The organism is Blastococcus sp. SYSU DS1021, from assembly GCF_054050995.1.
The window spans coordinates 27,991-44,302 of record NZ_JBJHAL010000005.1 but is presented as its reverse complement, the minus strand read 5'-3'; the positions used below and the strand labels follow the sequence as shown (position 1 = coordinate 44,302).

The 16,312-nt window shown below is 74.5% G+C and carries 15 protein-coding genes; 7 read left to right on the top strand and 8 right to left on the bottom strand.

Annotated elements, in window-relative coordinates:
* The first annotated feature begins 42 nt into the window (after positions 1-42).
* Positions 43-1,116 (top strand): YihY/virulence factor BrkB family protein, encoded by a 1,074-nt coding sequence (locus ACI8AP_RS05250; RefSeq protein ID WP_456588283.1) that lies wholly within the window; start codon positions 43-45, stop codon positions 1,114-1,116.
* On the opposite strand, the gene ACI8AP_RS05245 is transcribed toward ACI8AP_RS05250, so the two are convergent.
* Positions 1,107-2,639: a DUF2252 family protein gene (locus ACI8AP_RS05245; RefSeq protein ID WP_456588282.1), complete on the bottom strand. Its 1,533-nt coding sequence runs from the start codon at positions 2,637-2,639 to the stop codon at positions 1,107-1,109. The genes ACI8AP_RS05250 and ACI8AP_RS05245 overlap by 10 nt on opposite strands.
* A gap of 160 nt (positions 2,640-2,799) precedes the next feature.
* Between ACI8AP_RS05245 and ggt the strand changes: the two genes are divergently transcribed.
* Positions 2,800-4,662 carry a gamma-glutamyltransferase gene (gene ggt, locus ACI8AP_RS05240; protein ID WP_456588281.1) on the top strand — a complete coding sequence of 621 codons (1,863 nt, stop codon included), beginning with the start codon at positions 2,800-2,802 and terminating at the stop codon, positions 4,660-4,662.
* A gap of 3 nt (positions 4,663-4,665) precedes the next feature.
* Here the strand turns inward: ggt and ACI8AP_RS05235 are convergent, their stop codons facing one another.
* Positions 4,666-5,526: a siderophore-interacting protein gene (locus ACI8AP_RS05235; protein WP_456588280.1), complete on the bottom strand. Its 861-nt coding sequence runs from the start codon at positions 5,524-5,526 to the stop codon at positions 4,666-4,668.
* A 64-nt stretch (positions 5,527-5,590) separates the two neighbouring features.
* Between ACI8AP_RS05235 and ACI8AP_RS05230 the strand changes: the two genes are divergently transcribed.
* Both ACI8AP_RS05230 and ACI8AP_RS05225 read left to right on the top strand, forming a co-directional pair.
* Positions 5,591-6,421: an acyl-CoA thioesterase gene (locus ACI8AP_RS05230; RefSeq protein WP_456588279.1), complete on the top strand. Its 831-nt coding sequence runs from the start codon at positions 5,591-5,593 to the stop codon at positions 6,419-6,421.
* Positions 6,422-6,537: 116 nt separating this feature from the next.
* Positions 6,538-7,566, top strand: coding sequence for an ATP-dependent 6-phosphofructokinase (locus ACI8AP_RS05225; RefSeq protein WP_456588278.1), 1,029 nt, complete (start codon positions 6,538-6,540; stop codon positions 7,564-7,566).
* Here the strand turns inward: ACI8AP_RS05225 and ACI8AP_RS05220 are convergent.
* Positions 7,556-8,140, bottom strand: a complete 585-nt coding sequence (locus tag ACI8AP_RS05220) for a TetR/AcrR family transcriptional regulator (protein WP_456588277.1) — start codon at positions 8,138-8,140, stop codon at positions 7,556-7,558. The genes ACI8AP_RS05225 and ACI8AP_RS05220 overlap by 11 nt on opposite strands.
* A 56-nt stretch (positions 8,141-8,196) precedes the next feature.
* On the opposite strand from ACI8AP_RS05220, the gene ACI8AP_RS05215 reads away from it, so the two are divergent.
* The 3 genes from ACI8AP_RS05215 (at position 8,197) to ACI8AP_RS05205 (ending at position 11,687) form a co-directional block, all read left to right on the top strand.
* Positions 8,197-9,846: an FAD-binding protein gene (locus tag ACI8AP_RS05215; RefSeq protein WP_456588276.1), complete on the top strand. Its 1,650-nt coding sequence runs from the start codon at positions 8,197-8,199 to the stop codon at positions 9,844-9,846.
* 61 nt (positions 9,847-9,907) lie between these two features.
* A complete protein-coding gene (locus ACI8AP_RS05210) occupies positions 9,908-10,729 on the top strand; it encodes a mycofactocin-coupled SDR family oxidoreductase (protein ID WP_456588275.1) in 822 nt (273 codons plus the stop codon).
* 1 nt (position 10,730) lies between these two features.
* Positions 10,731-11,687 carry an alpha/beta hydrolase fold domain-containing protein gene (locus ACI8AP_RS05205; RefSeq protein ID WP_456588274.1) on the top strand — a complete coding sequence of 319 codons (957 nt, stop codon included), beginning with the start codon at positions 10,731-10,733 and terminating at the stop codon, positions 11,685-11,687.
* A 94-nt stretch (positions 11,688-11,781) separates the two neighbouring features.
* On the opposite strand, the gene ACI8AP_RS05200 is transcribed toward ACI8AP_RS05205, so the two are convergent.
* From ACI8AP_RS05200 to ACI8AP_RS05180, 5 genes are read right to left on the bottom strand one after another with little or no spacing between them, the layout of a single operon-like run.
* Entirely contained in the window at positions 11,782-12,291 is a 510-nt protein-coding gene (locus ACI8AP_RS05200; RefSeq protein ID WP_456588273.1) for a phosphohydrolase, read from the bottom strand.
* A gap of 57 nt (positions 12,292-12,348) precedes the next feature.
* A complete protein-coding gene (locus tag ACI8AP_RS05195; RefSeq protein WP_456588272.1) occupies positions 12,349-12,966 on the bottom strand; it encodes a LutC/YkgG family protein in 618 nt (205 codons plus the stop codon).
* The gene (locus ACI8AP_RS05190) at positions 12,963-14,423 is read right to left on the bottom strand and encodes a LutB/LldF family L-lactate oxidation iron-sulfur protein (protein WP_456588271.1); all 1,461 of its coding nucleotides are present in this window, start codon (positions 14,421-14,423) and stop codon (positions 12,963-12,965) included. Before ACI8AP_RS05190 ends, ACI8AP_RS05195 begins: the two co-directional genes overlap by 4 nt.
* Entirely contained in the window at positions 14,420-15,193 is a 774-nt protein-coding gene (locus ACI8AP_RS05185) for a (Fe-S)-binding protein (RefSeq protein WP_456588270.1), read from the bottom strand. Before ACI8AP_RS05185 ends, ACI8AP_RS05190 begins: the two co-directional genes overlap by 4 nt.
* Positions 15,190-16,212 carry a LacI family DNA-binding transcriptional regulator gene (locus ACI8AP_RS05180; protein WP_456588421.1) on the bottom strand — a complete coding sequence of 341 codons (1,023 nt, stop codon included), beginning with the start codon at positions 16,210-16,212 and terminating at the stop codon, positions 15,190-15,192. The genes ACI8AP_RS05185 and ACI8AP_RS05180 overlap by 4 nt, the downstream gene beginning before the upstream one ends.
* Between the last annotated feature and the right edge of the window lie 100 nt (positions 16,213-16,312).

Below are 16,312 nucleotides of genomic sequence, written 5' to 3'. Positions count from 1 at the left end.
AGGCGGGTCGTGGGTAGCCGCCGACGAGGGAGGGGTGCACCGATGTCGGTCGTCGCGCGGTTCGACGCGTTCCAGGCCCGGCATCGCGTGGTGGGCTTCCCGCTCGCGGTGGCCTACAAGTTCGCCGACGACCGCGGCCCGCACCTCGCCGCGCTGATCACCTACTACGGCGTCGTCTCGCTATTCCCGCTGCTGCTGATGCTCACCTCCGTGCTGGGCTTCCTCCTGCAGGACGACCCCGCGCTCCAGCAGCGGATCCTCGAGTCCGCGCTGTCGGACTTCCCGCTGCTGGGCCCCGCGCTGGTGGAGAACATCGGCACGTTCCGGGGGAGCGGCGTGGCGCTGGTCATCGGCATCCTCGGCAGCCTGTACGGCGGGCTCGGCGTCATGCAGGCGGCCCAGGCGGCCCTCAACCGCATCTACGCCGTGCCGCGCTTCGCCCAGCCGAACCCCCTGCTGTCCCGGCTGCGCAGCCTGCTGCTCGTCGTGGCGCTCGGCCTGGCCGCGGTGGCGTCGACCGCGCTGACCGCCTTCGTGTCGACCTTCTCCGGCGCGCTGCCGGTGCCCGGGCCGGTGGTGGCGGCCGCCGGCACGCTGGCGGGCCTGGCGATCAACGTCGGGATCTTCCTGGTGGTCTACCAGGTGCTCACCGCCCGCCGGCTGGACTGGCGGAACGTCGCCGTCGGTGCCGTCGTCGCCGCGGTCCTCTGGGAGCTGCTGCACGTGCTCGGCACCTACTACTTCGGCACGTACGTGACGCGCTCCACCGACGTCTACGGCGTCTTCGGCGTGATCCTCGGCCTGGTCGTCTGGATCTACCTGCAGGCGCTCGTCGTCGTGCTGGCCGCGGAGATCAACGTCGTCCGGCACCGGCGGCTCTACCCCCGCTCCCTGCTGACCCCGTTCACCGACGACGTGGAGCTCACCGCGGCCGACGTCCGGGCCTACACCGGTTACGCGCGCAGCGAGCGGTACAAGGGCTTCCAGCGCGTGGAGGCCTCGTTCCGGAAGGGCGCCCGGCCCCGGCCGGCCGACGCGGAGGGCTTTCCCGGCGACGTCGCGCAGGACCACGCGGGGGCCTCCGTCGAGCGCGCACCGGAGCGCGGTCAGCGGTAGACGACGTCTACGCTCCGGAAGGCGCCCAACGCGTGGTCGGCGACGAAGTGCTCGTGGTCCCGGCGCACCCGGGCGGCCGCCTCCTCGGCGAACCGCAGGATGTCGTCGACGAACAGGTCCCGGTTGCCGATCGCGTCCAGGATGGCGGGCTCCACGTCGTAGTCGACGTTGCCGGTCTCGTCGGACATCGCGTGGGTGTGCGCCAGCACCCGGCCGCAGATCTCCGCGTACTGCTTCCACTCGCCGGTCGAGAGCGAGCCGAGGCTGATGTCGTCGCGGAACGGTGCCCGCTCGCGCACCATGAAGCTCCGGCCGTCGATGTCGACGCTGCCGTAGAAGACGTCCCCGCTGACCAGGTGCACCCGCTGGGCGTGCCGGATGCGGTCGCCCTCGCCGTCCACCTCGTATCCCGACGGCGGCACCAGCCCGGACAGGGCCGAGCGGCGGGCGCGCTTGAATTCCAGGAGGAGGTCGTCGGTCCCGTCGTCGCGCACCCCGGCGACGAGCACGTAGTACCGGGTCAGGCCCAGCGAGGCGGTGCCGGCGCCGCGTCGCTCGGCGACGTCCTTGACCCGCACCGCGCCGGCCCGCTCGGGCACCGCCACCTCGTTCTCGGCCACGTAGCGGTCGACGAGCTCCTGGAACTCCTGCCGACGGCTGCTGACCGGCACCAGTTCCTCGTCGGTCCGGAAGCCGCTCCGGGTCTCGTCCAGCAGACCGGCCAGCCAGTCGGCGCGGCTGGTCTCCAGCGTGCCGGCGATCAGCCGCCGGATCAGGGGCGGCGCGTTGTCGAGCCGGAGCTGCTCGGTCTGCTCCCGGCCGTCGGCGGCGTAGGAGGCGATGCCGGCCGCGTAGCCGCGCACGAACCGTTCCGCGATGGCCCGCTGCTTCTTCCGGCCGGAGCCGGACTTCTCGGCCGCGCCCAGCAGGAAGCCGACGGCGCCCCGCTTGAGGTCCCAGGTGAACGGCGCGTAGTAGGCGTCGTCGAAGTCGTTGACGCCGAAGATCGGCACGTTGTCCGAGCTGGGCATCACGCCGAAGTTGCCCGGGTGGACGTCACCGAGCGCGAGCACCGTGGGCAGCCGGGCGTCCTCGCCGACCAGATCCCGGTAGAAGAGCAGGTTCGTGCCGCGGAAAAAGTGGAAGACCGAGCCGGCGAGCTTGTCGAACTTCGCCCGCGCCTCCAGGTCCCCGTTCGCGATGCGGGTCTCGTGGTCCTCGCGCACGGTCTCCCGCACGTGCACCCGGCGGTCGTTGCCGGTCAGCATGCGGGGGATCAGCACCATCTCGCCGGCCGCCCGCGCCTCGGCGAGCCGGCGGAATGCGTCGACCCGGGAGCTGATCTGCTGCCGGCCCGCGCCGGGCTGCTCGGTCTCCTGCAGCGGCTCCGGCTGCTCCCGCTGCCGCAGCTCGGCGACCAACTGCTCCTTGGCCATCCGGCTGCGGCCGGGGATCCCGTGCTCCCGGGCCAGGCGCAGGAGTTCGTGGCGAGAGGCGGTGCTGAGCTGAGTGGGGGAGTCCATGGTCCTCGGCTACCCGTCGGCGCCCCGACCAGGCACGACGGTTGTGTGACAGCCGCCGCCACGTCCCCGTCCCGGGACGGGGACGCCGGACCGCCTGGCGCGCCGGGCTCCGCGGGTGTCCCATGGGTTCCTGCGCAGCGATGACGCCCGAGGAGTTCCCATGTCGCGTCCGCGTACCTCCCTGCTGGCCCTGACCGTGCTCGCCGGAGGCGCTCTGGTGGCCGGCGGCCCTGCGAACGCCGCCCCGGGCGACGCCTCGGGTGCGGCGCCTCCGGAGAAGCGCGCGCTGGCCGTGGGCACCGGGGGCGCGGTCGCCACGGTCGACCCCGACGCCACCCGGGTGGGGCTGGACGTCCTGGCCGCCGGTGGCAACGCTGCGGATGCGGCGGTGGCCACGGCCGCCGCGCTGGGCGTCACGGAGCCGTACTCGGCGGGCATCGGCGGGGGCGGCTTCTTCGTCTACTACGACGCCGCAACCGGAGAGGTCACCACGATCGACGGCCGGGAGACCGCACCGCTGGCCATGGGCGCGGACGCCTTCCTCGACGAGGCGGGCGACCCGATCCCGTTCGCCGAGGCAGTCTCGAGCGGTCTGTCGGTGGGCACGCCGGGCACCCCGGCCACCTGGGTGACGGCGCTGGAGGAGTTCGGCACCTGGTCGCTGGCCGACGCGCTCGGCGGTGCGACCCGGCTGGCCGACGAGGGCTTCGTCGTCGACGAGACGTTCCGGCAGCAGACGGCGGACAACGAGGAGAGGTTCCGCATGTTCGCGCCGACCGCCGAGCTCTTCCTCCCCGGCGGCGCCCTGCCCGAGGTGGGATCGGTGTTCCGCAACCCCGACCTGGCCGACACCTACCGGCTGCTGGCCGGCAAGGGGGTGGACCCGCTCTACACGGGGGAGCTGGCCGAGGAGATCGTGGCGACGGTGCAGGACCCGCCCGAGGCGGAGGGGGCCGCGGAGGTCCGGCCGGGTCTGCTGGAGGCCGTGGACCTGGCGCTGTACGAGGCGCCGCTCCGGGAGCCGACCCGGGTCGGCTACCGGGGACTCGAGGTCTACGGCATGGCCCCTCCGTCCAGCGGCGGCTCGACCGTCGGTGAGGCGCTGAACATCCTGGAGCCCTTCCCGCTCGCCTCGCTGCCCGAGGTGCCGGTGCTGCACGCCTACCTGGAGGCCAGCGCGCTGGCGTTCGCCGACCGGAACGCCTACGTCGGCGACCCGGCGTACAACCAGGTGCCGCTGGCCGAGCTCCTCTCGGACCGGTTCGCCACGGAGCGAGCCTGCGCCATCGCGCCGGATGCGGTGCTGGCGAAGCCGACCCCCGCGGGCGACCCGGACGGCGAGTACGCCCCCTGCCCGGCCGGCGAGGGGCCGACGGTGGAGGAGGGTGCGGAGGGTCCGTCCACGACCCACCTCACGGTCGGCGACGCCGCCGGCAACATCGCCAGCTACACGCTGACCATCGAGCAGACCGGGGGCAGCGGGATCACGGTGCCCGGCCGCGGGTTCCTGCTGAACAACGAGCTGACCGACTTCACGTTCGCCGCCGCCGACCCCACCCGGCCCGAGCCGAACCTGCCCGCCCCGGGGAAGCGCCCGCGCAGCAGCATGGCGCCGACGATCGTCCTGCACGACGGCGAGCCGGTCCTGGCCCTCGGCTCGCCGGGCGGCAGCACGATCATCACGACCGTCCTGCAGACGCTGGTGAACCGCATCGACCGCAACATGGACCTGGCGGAGGCGATCGCCGCCCCGCGCGCCAGCCAGCGCAACACGGCCGCGGTCAGCGCGGAGCCGGCGTTCGTCGACGCGTACGGCGAGCCGCTCACCGCCCTCGGGCACGAGTTCACCGTCGTGGAGGAGCTCGGCGCGGCCACGGGCATCGAGTACCTGCCGGGCGGCCTGCTGCTGGCCGCCGCGGAGGTGGAGCGCCGCGGCGGCGGGAGCGCCGGGGTGGTGCACCCTGTCGTCGGCGGACCGGAGGCGCCGGGCGCGGCGGAGCTCGCCCCGCCGCTCGGGGGCTGACGGTCAGCGACCGACGGCGTCCTCGGCCTCGATCGCGGCGTTCCACTGGCGCTTCCCCGACTGCCAGGCGTCCTCGGTGTCTCCGCGCCGCCAGTAGCCGGAGATCGACGTCCACTCCGGGTCGAGCCCGCGCTCGGCCCGCAGGTGGCGCCGCAGGTCGCGGACGGCGTACGCCTCGCCGTGCACGAACACGTGCCCGTTCCCCGGCGGGAGCTGGGTGGCCTCGACCGCCTGGACCAGGGCCACACCGGGCAGCGCGTCGCCCCGGTGCAGCCAGCGCAGGTCGACGGTGGGGGAGAGAGCCAGGTCGGTCTGTTCCTCCTCGGGTCCGGCCACCTCCACGAACACCAGCGCCCGTGCGCCGGCCGGCAGCCGGTCGAGGGACGCGGCGATGGCGGGGAGCGCGGCCTCGTCGCCGGCGAGGAGGTGCCAGTCGGCGTCCGGCCGGGGCGCGTAGGCGCCGCCCGGTCCCATGAACTGGATCCGGTCGCCGGGCCGGGCCGCGGCGGCCCAGGGGCCGGCCAGCCCCTCGTCGCCGTGGTGGACGAAGTCGATGGTCAGCTCGCCGGCGGCGGCGTCCCACGCGCGCACCGTGTAGGTGCGGGTGACCGGCCACTGGTCGGCGGGCAGCTCGGCACGCACCTGCTCGACGTCGTAGGGGACCGCGTAGGACGCGTCCGCGGGCGGGAAGAGCAGCTTGACGTAGCGGTCGGTGAACTCGCCGTCGGGAAAGCCGGCCAGGCCCTCGCCGCCGAGCACGACGCGGACCATGTGCGGGGTGAGCCACGAGGTCCGGACCACCTCGCCGATCCGGGGGATCCGTCTGCGGGGCGGTCGTCCGTCGCCGTTCCGTGGCTCGCTCATCACGACTGGCGACGGTACAGAGGGGACCCTAACCCGATCCGAGCACCCGGTTAGGGTGCCCTGCGTGGAGACCGTGGCTGCCGACGACGCACGCCGAGCGGCGGGGCCGACGGTCCTCGACGTCCTGGCTCTGGAGGAGATCGACCGCGACCTGTACCGCAGCACCCTGCTGTTCAGCGACCCCTTCCCGCTGTACGGCGGGCAGGTGGCCGCGCAGGCGCTGTACGCCGCCGGGCGCACGGTCGCCGCCGACCGCCTCCCGCACTCGCTGCACGGCTACTTCCTGCGCAGCGGTGACGCCGCCCGCCCGACGATCTTCCGCGTGGACCGGGACCGCGACGGCGGCTCGTTCTCGGCCCGGCGGGTGGTCGCCCTCCAGGGCGGCGAGGTCGTGTTCAGCATGTCGGCCTCGTTCGCGGTGCCCGGTCCCGGCCCGGACCAGCAGGTGCAGCCGACCCCCGCCGTCGAGGCGCCGGACGGACTGCCGGTCTTCGAGCTGCCCCGGGTGTTCTCCATGGAAAGCCGCCGGCCCCCGCAGCCCTACCCGGACGCGCACTGGCCGACCCGCTTCTGGGCGCGGGCCACCGTGCCGCTGCCGGCCGACCACCTGGTGCACGCCTGCGTGCTGACCTACCTCTCCGACATCGGGACCGGGCTGTCGGCGCTGCCCGACGACGAGGCCGCCCCCGGCCCGAGCCTGGACCACGCCGTCTGGTTCCACCGCCACGCGCCGCTGGACGACTGGGTGCTCATGGACATGGTGCCGCGCACCGTGTCCGGGGGGCGGGGCTGGTACACCGGATCGATCACCACGGCCGGCGGTGTGCTCGGCGCGAGCTTCACCCAGGAGACGCTGTTCCGGCCCGGCCGGAACCCCTTCCGCCCCGGGCGGTGACCGGCAGGCGCGCCGCGCCGACGGCTCGCAGTCACCCCGCGCGTCGGCGGGCGGTCGTCGAGACGTCATGACGTATGGTGGGGTCAACCCGGCCCACGAGCGCGAGGAGCCAGCCGGTGCGCATCGGAATCCTGACCGGAGGCGGGGACTGCCCCGGCCTCAACGCCGTCATCCGTTCGGTGGTGCGCACCGCCGGTGCCCACTACGACAGCGAGGTGATCGGCTTCCGCGACGGCTGGCGCGGGCTGCTGGAGAACCGCTGGACGCCGCTGGACGTGGCCGCGGTCGACGGCCTGCTCACCCGCGGTGGCACGACGCTCGGCTCGGCCCGCGTCGCTCCGGAGAAGCTGCACGCCGGCATCGAGGAGATGATCGGCACGCTCGACGAGCACGGGGTCGACGTCCTCGTCCCCATCGGCGGGGAGGGCACCCTCACCGCGGCCCACGTATTGTCGGAGGCCGGCGTGCCGGTGGTGGGCATCCCGAAGACGATCGACAACGACATCGACGGCACCGATCTGACGTTCGGCTTCGACACCGCGGTCAGCATCGCCACCGAGCTCATCGACCGGCTGCACACGACCGCCGAGTCGCACCAGCGCGTGCTGCTGGTCGAGGTGATGGGCCGGCACGCCGGGTGGATCGCGCTGCACGCCGGCCTGGCCGCCGGCGCCCATCTGACCCTGGTGCCCGAGCAGCCGTTCGACGTGGACGAGGTGGTGCGGCTGGTCTGCGACCGGTTCGCCCGCGGGGCGTCCCACGTGATCGGCGTCGTCGCCGAGGGGGCCGAGCCGCTGCCCGGGCAGATGGCCTTCCGTCGCGGCGGCGTCGACGAGTTCGGCCACCGCCGGTTCACCGGCGTCACCCAGCAGCTGGGGGAGGAGCTGGAGCGGCGCACCGGCAAGGAGGTGCGGGCCACGGTGCTGGGGCACGTCCAGCGCGGTGGGACCCCGACGTCGTTCGACCGCGTGCTGGCGACCCGCTTCGGCCTGCATGCCACCATCGCCGCGCACGAGGGCCGTACCGGTCAGATGGTCGCGCTGCGGGGGACGGAGATCGAGCTGGTCCCGCTGGCGCGCGCCGTCGCCCGGCTGAAGACGGTGACCCCCTCCCGGCTCGCCGAGATCGAGGCCTTCACCGGCTGACCCCGGCACGCGGCCGGGCCCACGGCGGGTCCAGCAGTGCCAGGGCCCGGTCGACGGCGGGCCGGACGGCGTCCGGTGTCGCGGCGGTCATGACCACGCCGAAGGTCATCCGGAGGGCGAGCAGCACGTCGTCGGCGGTGACCTCCGGGGGGGCGACCCCGGCGTCGCGGGCGGGGCGCAGGGTGGCCTCCACCAGGCCGAGCAGCCGCTCCGCCCCGTCGTACTCGGGCAGGTTCCGGCGAGCGTCGACGACCATCTCGACGAAGGCCGTGGTCTCGATGGCCTGGTCGACCAGGCGGCTCCACAGCCGGCCGAGAGACCCCGCGTCCGGATCGGCGGCGATCGCCTCGAGCTCGGCGAAGTTGTCCTCGAACACGGCGAACGCCAGATCCAGCCGCGTCGGGAAGTGCCGGTAGAGCACGCCCTGCCCCACGCCCGCCTCGCGGGCGATCGCGCTCAGCGGCACCCGGTAGCCACCCGAGGCCATGACCCGGCGGGCGGCCTGCAGGATCGCCCGCCGGTTGTCCGGAGCCGCTGCCGGACCCCGGTTGACTCTCCCGCCCGACGTGGCCATGCTCACACCCTAGCGATCCGGACAACACTGTCCGGTCGGTGGGCGAGGAGGGCACCGTGGCCAGGAGCGTGGAGCAGTTCGACGAGACCTACGACGTCGTCGTGGTCGGTACCGGTGGCGCCGGCTTCGCCACCGCGCTGGGCGCCCTGGACGAGGGGCTCAGCGTGCTCCTGCTGGAGGGCACGGAGAAGTGGGGCGGGAGCACGGCGATGTCCGGGGGTGGCATGTGGCTGCCGGACAACCCGCTCATGCGCCGCGCCGGCGCCGGTGACTCCCGGGAGGAGGCGCTCGCGTACCTGGAGGCGACGGTCGGCGACGAAGGGCGCGCCGCGACGCGGGAGCGCAAGGAGGCGTTCGTCGACGGTGTCGCCGACTTCGTGACGACGGCGGAACGGCACGGCCTCGCCTTCGCCCGGGCGAAGGACTACCCCGACTACTACCCCGAGCTCCCCGGCGGCAAGATCGGCCGCTCGCTCGAGGCCGAGCCGCTGGACTCCAAGCAGATCGGCGACTGGTGGTCGACCCTGCGCAACGCGGTGCCGCTCCCGGTGAAGACCGACGACGTATGGCTGCTGGGCCGGGCCTGGTCCACCCCGGGCGGGTTCGTGCGCGGCGCGCGGTTCGTGTTCCGCGCGCTCGGTGGTGTCGCCCGCGGGCGGCGGGTGGTCGGGATCGGGGTGGCCCTGGCCACCGCCTTCTGCAAGGCCGTCGTGGTCGACGGGAAGGTGCCGCTCTGGCTGCAGGCGCCGCTGGAGGACCTGGTCCTCGACGGCGAGCGCGTGGTGGGCGTGCGGGTCCGCCGCACCGGTCGCGAGGTGCGCATCCGCGCCGTGCGCGGCGTGATGCTGGCCGGCGGTGGGTTCGAGCACAACCGCGACTGGCGGCAGAAGCACCACGGCATCGACGGCTCGCCGTCGGGCAACCCCGGCAACGTCGGTGGCCCGATCGAGATCGCGCAGCGCGCGGGGGCGGCCCTGGAGCTCATGGACGAGGCCTGGTGGGGCGCGTCCGTCGCCGCCCCCGCCGGGCACACGCCGGCGTTCATCGTGGGGGAGCGGTCGATGCCCTACTCGCTGATGACCGACGCCCGCGGTGACCGCTTCGCGAACGAGTCGGAGTCCTACGTCGACCTCGGCCACCACATGCTCGAGCACGACAAGGACGGCCCGTACTGGCTCGTCGCCGATGCCCGGCACGCCCGCCGGTACCTGCGGACGTTCGCCCTGGACCCGCGGCTGAACAAGGCGATGCGCGAAGCCGGGATCATGGTCAAGGCCGGGAGCATCCCGCAGCTGGCCGAGCGGCTGGGCATGGAGCCGGGCCGGCTGCAGGCGACCGTCCAGCGGTTCAACGGGTTCGCCCGCGCCGGCATCGACGGCGACTTCGGGCGGGGCAACTCCGCCTACGACCGCTACTACGGCGATCCCACCGTGCGGCCCAACCCGTGCCTCGGTCCGCTGGAGAAGGGCCCGTTCACCGCGTTCCGCGTGGTCATCGGTGACCTCGGCACCAAGGGCGGCGTGGTCACCGACCCCGACGGCCGTGCGCTGCGCGAGGACGGCTCGATCATCGAGGGCCTGTACTCCGCGGGCAACAACTCCGCCTCCGTCATGGGGCGGACCTATCCCGGCCCCGGCTCGACCATCGGGCCCGCCGCCGTCTTCGGACTGCGCGCCGCCCGGCACATGGCCCGCCGGCCCGCCTGAGCCCGGTCCCACCTTCCCGGCGCGCGACCGCGCGCCGGTTCCCTCACCACAGGAGAGATGCGTGACCACCAGCACGTCCGGCCGCCTCGCCGGCAAGGTCGCCTACGTCACCGGCGCCGCCCGCGGCCAGGGCCGCGCCCATGCGGTCCGGCTCGCGGCCGAGGGCGCCGACGTCATCGCGATCGACAACTGCGAGACGGCGAAGACCACGTCCTACGCCGGCCCCACCGAGGAGGACCTCGCCGAGACCGCCCGCCTGGTCGAGGCGCAGGGGCGGCACATCCTGGCCCGCAAGGTCGACGTCCGCGACCTCGACGGGCAGATGTCCGTGGTCCGCGACGGAGTGGCGGACTTCGGCCGGCTCGACGTCGTCGTCGCCAACGCCGGCATCTGCTCGGGCTCGATGTCCTGGGAGATCCCGGTGGAGAAGTGGCAGGAGACGATCGACACCAACCTCACCGGCACGTTCTTCACGATGAAGGCGACCGTGCCGGTGCTGCTGGAGCAGGGCACCGGCGGCTCGATCATCGTGATCAGCTCGGTGGCCGGGCTGCGGGGGCTGCCGTTCCTCGCCGACTACGCGGCCAGCAAGCACGGCATCGTCGGCCTGGCGCGGACCATGGCGAACGAGCTCGGGCAGCACAACATCCGGGTCAACACCGTGCACCCGCACGGCGTGGCCACCGGCATGCAGCCTGCGGAGATGTTCGAACTCGCGCAGCAGTACGCCACAACGCTGGCCCCCATGCTGATGGGCGCGCTGCCCGACCCGATCTCCCAGCCCGAGGACATCGCGCATGCGGTGGCCTGGCTGGCCTCGGACGAGGCGCGGCACGTGACCGGCGTCCAGCTGCCGGTCGACCTCGGCATCCTCGGGCGCTGACGTGGCTCGCCTCGACCTGCGGGTGCGGCTGCTCGGGCGGGCGCTGCGGCTGGGGTCGGTCGCCACCCTGGACGCCGAGCGGCTCGCTCGCGTCCAGGAGCGCTCGCCCGGGCACAACCCCGTGACCGACCTGCTCCTGGGCGGGGTGGCGCCGGGGGTGACCCTGCAGGACGGCGTCACCGCCGGCGCGGCGGGACCGCTGGCGATGCGGGTCTACCGCCCCCGCGGCGCCGCCGGCGGGCCGCTGCCGCTCGTGGTCAACTTCCACGGCGGCGGCTGGGTGCTCGGCTCGCTCGACCAGGCCGACTGGCTGTGCAGCAACGTGGCCGCAACCGTGGGCGCCGTCGTGGTGTCGATCGACTACCGCCTCGCGCCGGCGCACCCGTGGCCCGCCGCGCCCGAGGACTGCTACGCGGCGCTGGTCGACGTCGCCGCCCGCGCCGGCGAGCTGGGGGCCGATCCGGGCCGGCTGGCGGTCATGGGCGACAGCGCCGGGGGGAACCTGGCCGCGGTCGTCGCGCTCATGTCCCGCGACCGGTCCGGGCCGGCGATCGCCGTCCAGGCGCTGCTCTACCCGGCGACCGACCTGACGTTCGGCAGCGCCTCCATCGCCGAGAACGCCGATGCCCCCGTCCTCACCCGGCGCGACATGGAGGCCTACCGCGCGCACTACCTGGGCGACCGGGACCGTGCGCACCCGTACGTCTCGCCGCTGCTCGCCGCCGACCACGGCGGCCTGCCGCCGGCGCTGGTGCAGGTCGCCGAGCACGATCCGATCCGCGACGACGGGCTGCGCTACGCGGAGACGCTGCGGGCCGCGCGGGTGCCGGTGCGGGCAACGACCTACGTCGGGATGCCGCACGGGTACCTGGCCTTCCCGAGGCTCTGCCGCAGCGCGCCGCAGGCCCTCGCCGAGCTGTGCGCGGAGCTGTCGTCCGCGCTCGCGCCGGGAGGCTGACCCGCCGGCGGGCCGCGCCGGTCGTCGACCCGTGGGGGTGTCGGCACGGGGCGACACCACCACGGGCCGACACAGCGGGTGCGGCGCCGGCCCGTCAGACCAGGATGCGGTGGCCGTGCACCCGGTCGGCCGCCTCGGCGGACAGGAGCATCCGGCGGACCGGGCGGTAGCGGCCCTCGCGGAGGGTGCGTGCCCGGTCGGGGTCGGTGCCCGCCAGCCGCTCCGTGGCGGCGAGGTCGGCCTTGTTCTCCACCAGCTTCACCAGGCGGGCCAGCGGGTGGGCGGCCACCCGGCGGACGAACCCGGACAGGTAGGGCTCGCCCGGGCGCGGGGTCCCCGCGTCGATCGCCTCGACCACCACGCCCGGCACCCCGAGGGCCCGCAACCGGTCCAGGTCGTACCGGCGGGCCGGGTCGGGGTGGGAGCGGGTGCCCGCCACGACGTCCTTGAGCACGCCGGCCATCTCGGCCTCGGGTCCGAACGGCCGCAGCGCCTCGGCGAGCGGCCGCAGCTGCGCCAGGTAGTGGTCGCGGCCGTCCTCGTCCACCTGGCCCTCGTGCGCCTCCAGGGCGAGCAGGTGGGCGTCGGGAAGCGTGAAGGGCACGCACCGAGGCTAGGCACCGTTCCGCCGGAGAGGGTGGCCGTCCGGCCGATCGGCCGGTCAGCCGGCGAGGACGACGACCAGGGTGCGCGGGCCGTGCACGCCCTCGACGCGCTGCAGCTCGATGTCGCTGGTCGCCGACGGGCCGCTGATCATCGTGAGCGGGGCCGTCGGGTCCAGCCGGGCGAGCGCCTCGGGGACCCCGCCGACGACCTGGTCCGCCGTCACCACGCACACCAGGACGTCGGGCAGCAGCGACAGGGCCCGCCGGCCGCAGCTCGGGGAGCCGTCCAGCACCAGCGTGCCGGTCTCGGCCACGGCCACGGCCACCCCGGTGACCGACGCGCCGAAGGACGCCAGCCCGACCGCGGGCCGGCCGTCGTCCGGCACCGCGCCGTCGGGCCGCCAGTCCGCGGGCAGGCCCGGCGCGACGACGACGGCGTCGGGGGGCAGGTCCAGGTCGCCGAGCGACCGGGCCACGGTGGAGGCCACCTCGGCCGGCGCGCAGCGCACCACCGTGGCCTTGTAGTCCTCCAGCCGGTCGGTGAGCACCTCGTGCAGCACGGCGGCGGGGCGGTCGTCGCGCCGCCGGTAGTCGCGCCGGACGGGCTCCTCGGCGCGCCGGTCCGGGCCCAGCGCCGTGCGGATCCGCCCGAGCACCTCCTCGCGCGCGCTCACCGCCGGTGCTCCTCGGTCCACTGGGAAGTGAAGGTCTTCCCGGGCGGAGTGGGGAGGTCGCGGGACCGGGTCCAGGCCGACAGCGGCGGCGGCAGCGTGGCCGGGAGGGTCGGCCGCCCACGGGCCAGGAACCGGCCCAGACCGGCGGCCCGCTGGGCGAGCCGCCAGAGCCGCGGGGAGGCCATCACGCGGGAGAGGAGGCGAAAGGCCGCTGCTTCAGGGGTCGTGCGCGTCTGGGCCTCGACGTGCTCGGCGCGCAGGTGCACCAGGATCGAGGGGATGTCGATCGCCACCGGGCAGACGTCGTAGCAGGCGCCGCACAGCGACGAGGCGTACGGCAGCGACGCGTTGTCCTCGACGCCGGTGAGCTGGGGGGAGAGCACGGCGCCGATCGGCCCGGGGTACACCGACCCGTAGGCGTGGCCACCGGCGCGCTCGTACACCGGGCAGACGTTCAGGCACGCCGAGCAGCGGATGCAGTGCAGCGCCTCGCGCCCCACCTCGTCGGCGAGCACCGCCGTCCGACCGTTGTCGACCAGCACGAGGTGGAACTCCTGCGGTCCGTCATCGGGCGTGACCCCGGCCCACAGCGAGGTGTAGGGGTTCATCCGTTCGCCCGTGGAGGAGCGGGGGAGCAGCTGCAGGAAGACCTCGAGGTCGGTCCAGGTGGGCACCACCTTCTCGATGCCCATCACGGTGATGAGGGTCTGCGGGAGCGTCAGGCACATGCGCCCGTTGCCCTCGGACTCGACGACGGCGAGGGTGCCGGTCTCGGCGACGGCGAAGTTCGCCCCGCTGATCGCCACCCGGGCCCGGAGGAAGCGCTCGCGCAGGTGCGCCCGCGCCGCCATGGCCAGCCGACGGGGGTCGTCGGTGAGCTCGGGGTCCACCCCGGGCATGGTGCGCAGGAAGATCTCGCGGATCTCGGCCCGGTTCTTGTGGATCGCCGGGACCAGGATGTGCGACGGCCGGTCCTCGCCCAGTTGCACGATCAGCTCGGCGAGGTCGGTCTCGTGCGCCGCGATGCCCGCGGCCTCCAGCGCCTCGTTGAGCCCGATCTCCTGGGTGGCCATCGACTTGACCTTGACCACCTCGTCGGTGCCGGTGGCCTGCACCAGGTCGAGGACGATCCGGTTGGCCTCGGTGGCGTCGCGGGCCCAGTGCACCGTGCCGCCGCGGGCGGTTACCTGCTCCTCCAGCGCGACCAGGTGCTCGTCGAGCCGGGCCATCGTGGCCGCCTTGATCGCCCGGCCGGCCTCGCGCAGCTCCGCCCAGTCGGGCACCTCGCCGACCACGGCGGCCCGCTTGCCCCGGATCGTCGCCGTGGCATGGCCGAGGTTGGCGCGCAGCTGCCCGTCGCGCAGCGAGTCGCGCGCGGCGTCGGGGAACGACCGGTCGCCGCGCAGGTGCCCGACGCCCCGGGGAGCGGTCGGGATGCCCAGGAAGACGGCGGTCACGAGCGCACCGCCGGTCGGGTCGACTGCTCGGGGGCCACGGCGTCCTCCGTCGACGCGAGGATCTCGGCCAGGTGCACCGTGCGCGTGCCGGCCCGGAGGCGGGAGAGCCCGCCGCCGATGTGCATGAGGCAGGAGGCGTCGCCCGCGGTGCACACCTCGGCGTGCGTGGCGAGCACGTTGGCCATCTTGTCGGTGAGCATCGCGGTCGAGGTCTCGGCGTTCTTGACCGCGAACGTGCCGCCGAACCCGCAGCACTGGTCGGCCGCGGGCAGCTCGACCAGCTCCAGGCCGCGGACGGCGCGCAGCAGGCGCAGCGGCCGGTCGCCGACCCTCAGCATCCGCAGCGAGTGGCAGGTCGGGTGGTAGGTGACCCGGTGCGGGTAGTACGCCCCGACATCGGTGACGCCCAGGACGTCGACCAGGAACTGCGACAGCTCGTAGGTCCGCTCGGCCAGCGCCGCGGCGTCGTCGGCGAGCGCGTGCTGCCCGGCGCGGCGGGCGACGGCGGCCTGCTGGTGGTGGATGGAGGCGACGCAGGAGCCGGACGGCGCCACGATCGCCTCCGCCCCGGCGAACGCGCGCACGTGGTTGGCGATGACGGGCACCGCCTCGCGCCGGTAGCCGGTGTTGACGTGCATCTGCCCGCAGCAGCTCTGGCCCGGGGGCACGACCACCTCGTGGCCGAGCCGCTCCAGCAGCACCGCCGTCGCCTCGGCGACCCGCGGCACCATCGTGTCGACCAGGCAGGTGGCGAAGAGCGCGACCTTCATCGGATCCCCTCCGGGTCGGGCGCCGGATCCCGCCGGACCATGCTCGACTCGCGGACGACGAGCACCGGCTCGAAGACGGGCTGCTCGTGGACGTGGCCTTCGCGCGCCTCGTCCAGGAGCAGCTGCGCGGCGCGGCGGCCCATGGCGTGCCGCGGCTTGCTCACCGAGGTGAGCGGGACGGCGGCGGCGGCCGCGAAGTCGATGTCGTCGTAGCCGACGATCGCCAGTTCGTCGGGGACCCGCACGCGGTGCCGGACCATCTCCTGCAGCACCCCCAGCGCGAGCAGGTCGTTGGCGCAGATCGCGGCGGTCGGGCGCCGGGTGGCGGGGATGCCGATGATCCGCCCCGCCGCCTCGCGTCCGCCGGCCACCGTGAGCTCCTCCGGGGACAGGACGGTGAGCTCGGCGCCCGACGCCTCGCGGACGGCGCTCGCCACGCCGGCGTGCCGCTCGTGCACCTGCGGAAGTCCCGAGGCCGCCCCGATGAAGGCGATGCGCCGGTGGCCGCGCTCGAGCAGGTGCTCGGCGGCGAGCCGACCACCGAGGACGTCGTCGGTGGCGACCGCGCACTGGTCACCGTCCGGAGCCCGGCGATCGAGCAGCACGACGGGTACGCCTCTCCTGCGAAGGGCGGCGAGGTCCGGGCTGAGCTCGGCGGTGGGCGTGATGAGCACGCCGTGCACCCGCTGCTCGGCGAGGGCGGCCAGGTGCGCGGTCTCCCGCTCCGGGCGGTCGTCGGTGTTGCAGAGGATCAGCGACAGCCCGGCGGCGTCCACCACCTCCTCCACGCCACGGGCGACATCGGTGAAGAACGGGTTCGCGATGTCCAGGACCACGAGCCCCACGGTCCGGCTGGAGCCGGCGCGCAGCTGCCGGGCGGACTCGTTCCGGACGAAGCCGAGCTCCGCGATCGCGGCGAGCACGCGCTCGCGGGTGGCCGCGCCGACCACCTCCGGCCGGTTCAGGACGTTGCTGACCGTGCCCACCGAGACGCCCGCCCGGCCGGCGACGTCCCGGATGCTGGCGGTCAGTGCTCCTCCTCGGGCGCGCGTCGACGGACCTCGCGGCGAGACCCGGTGCAGGCCATGATGGGGCCACCCTCTGAAACGTGTCAACCGC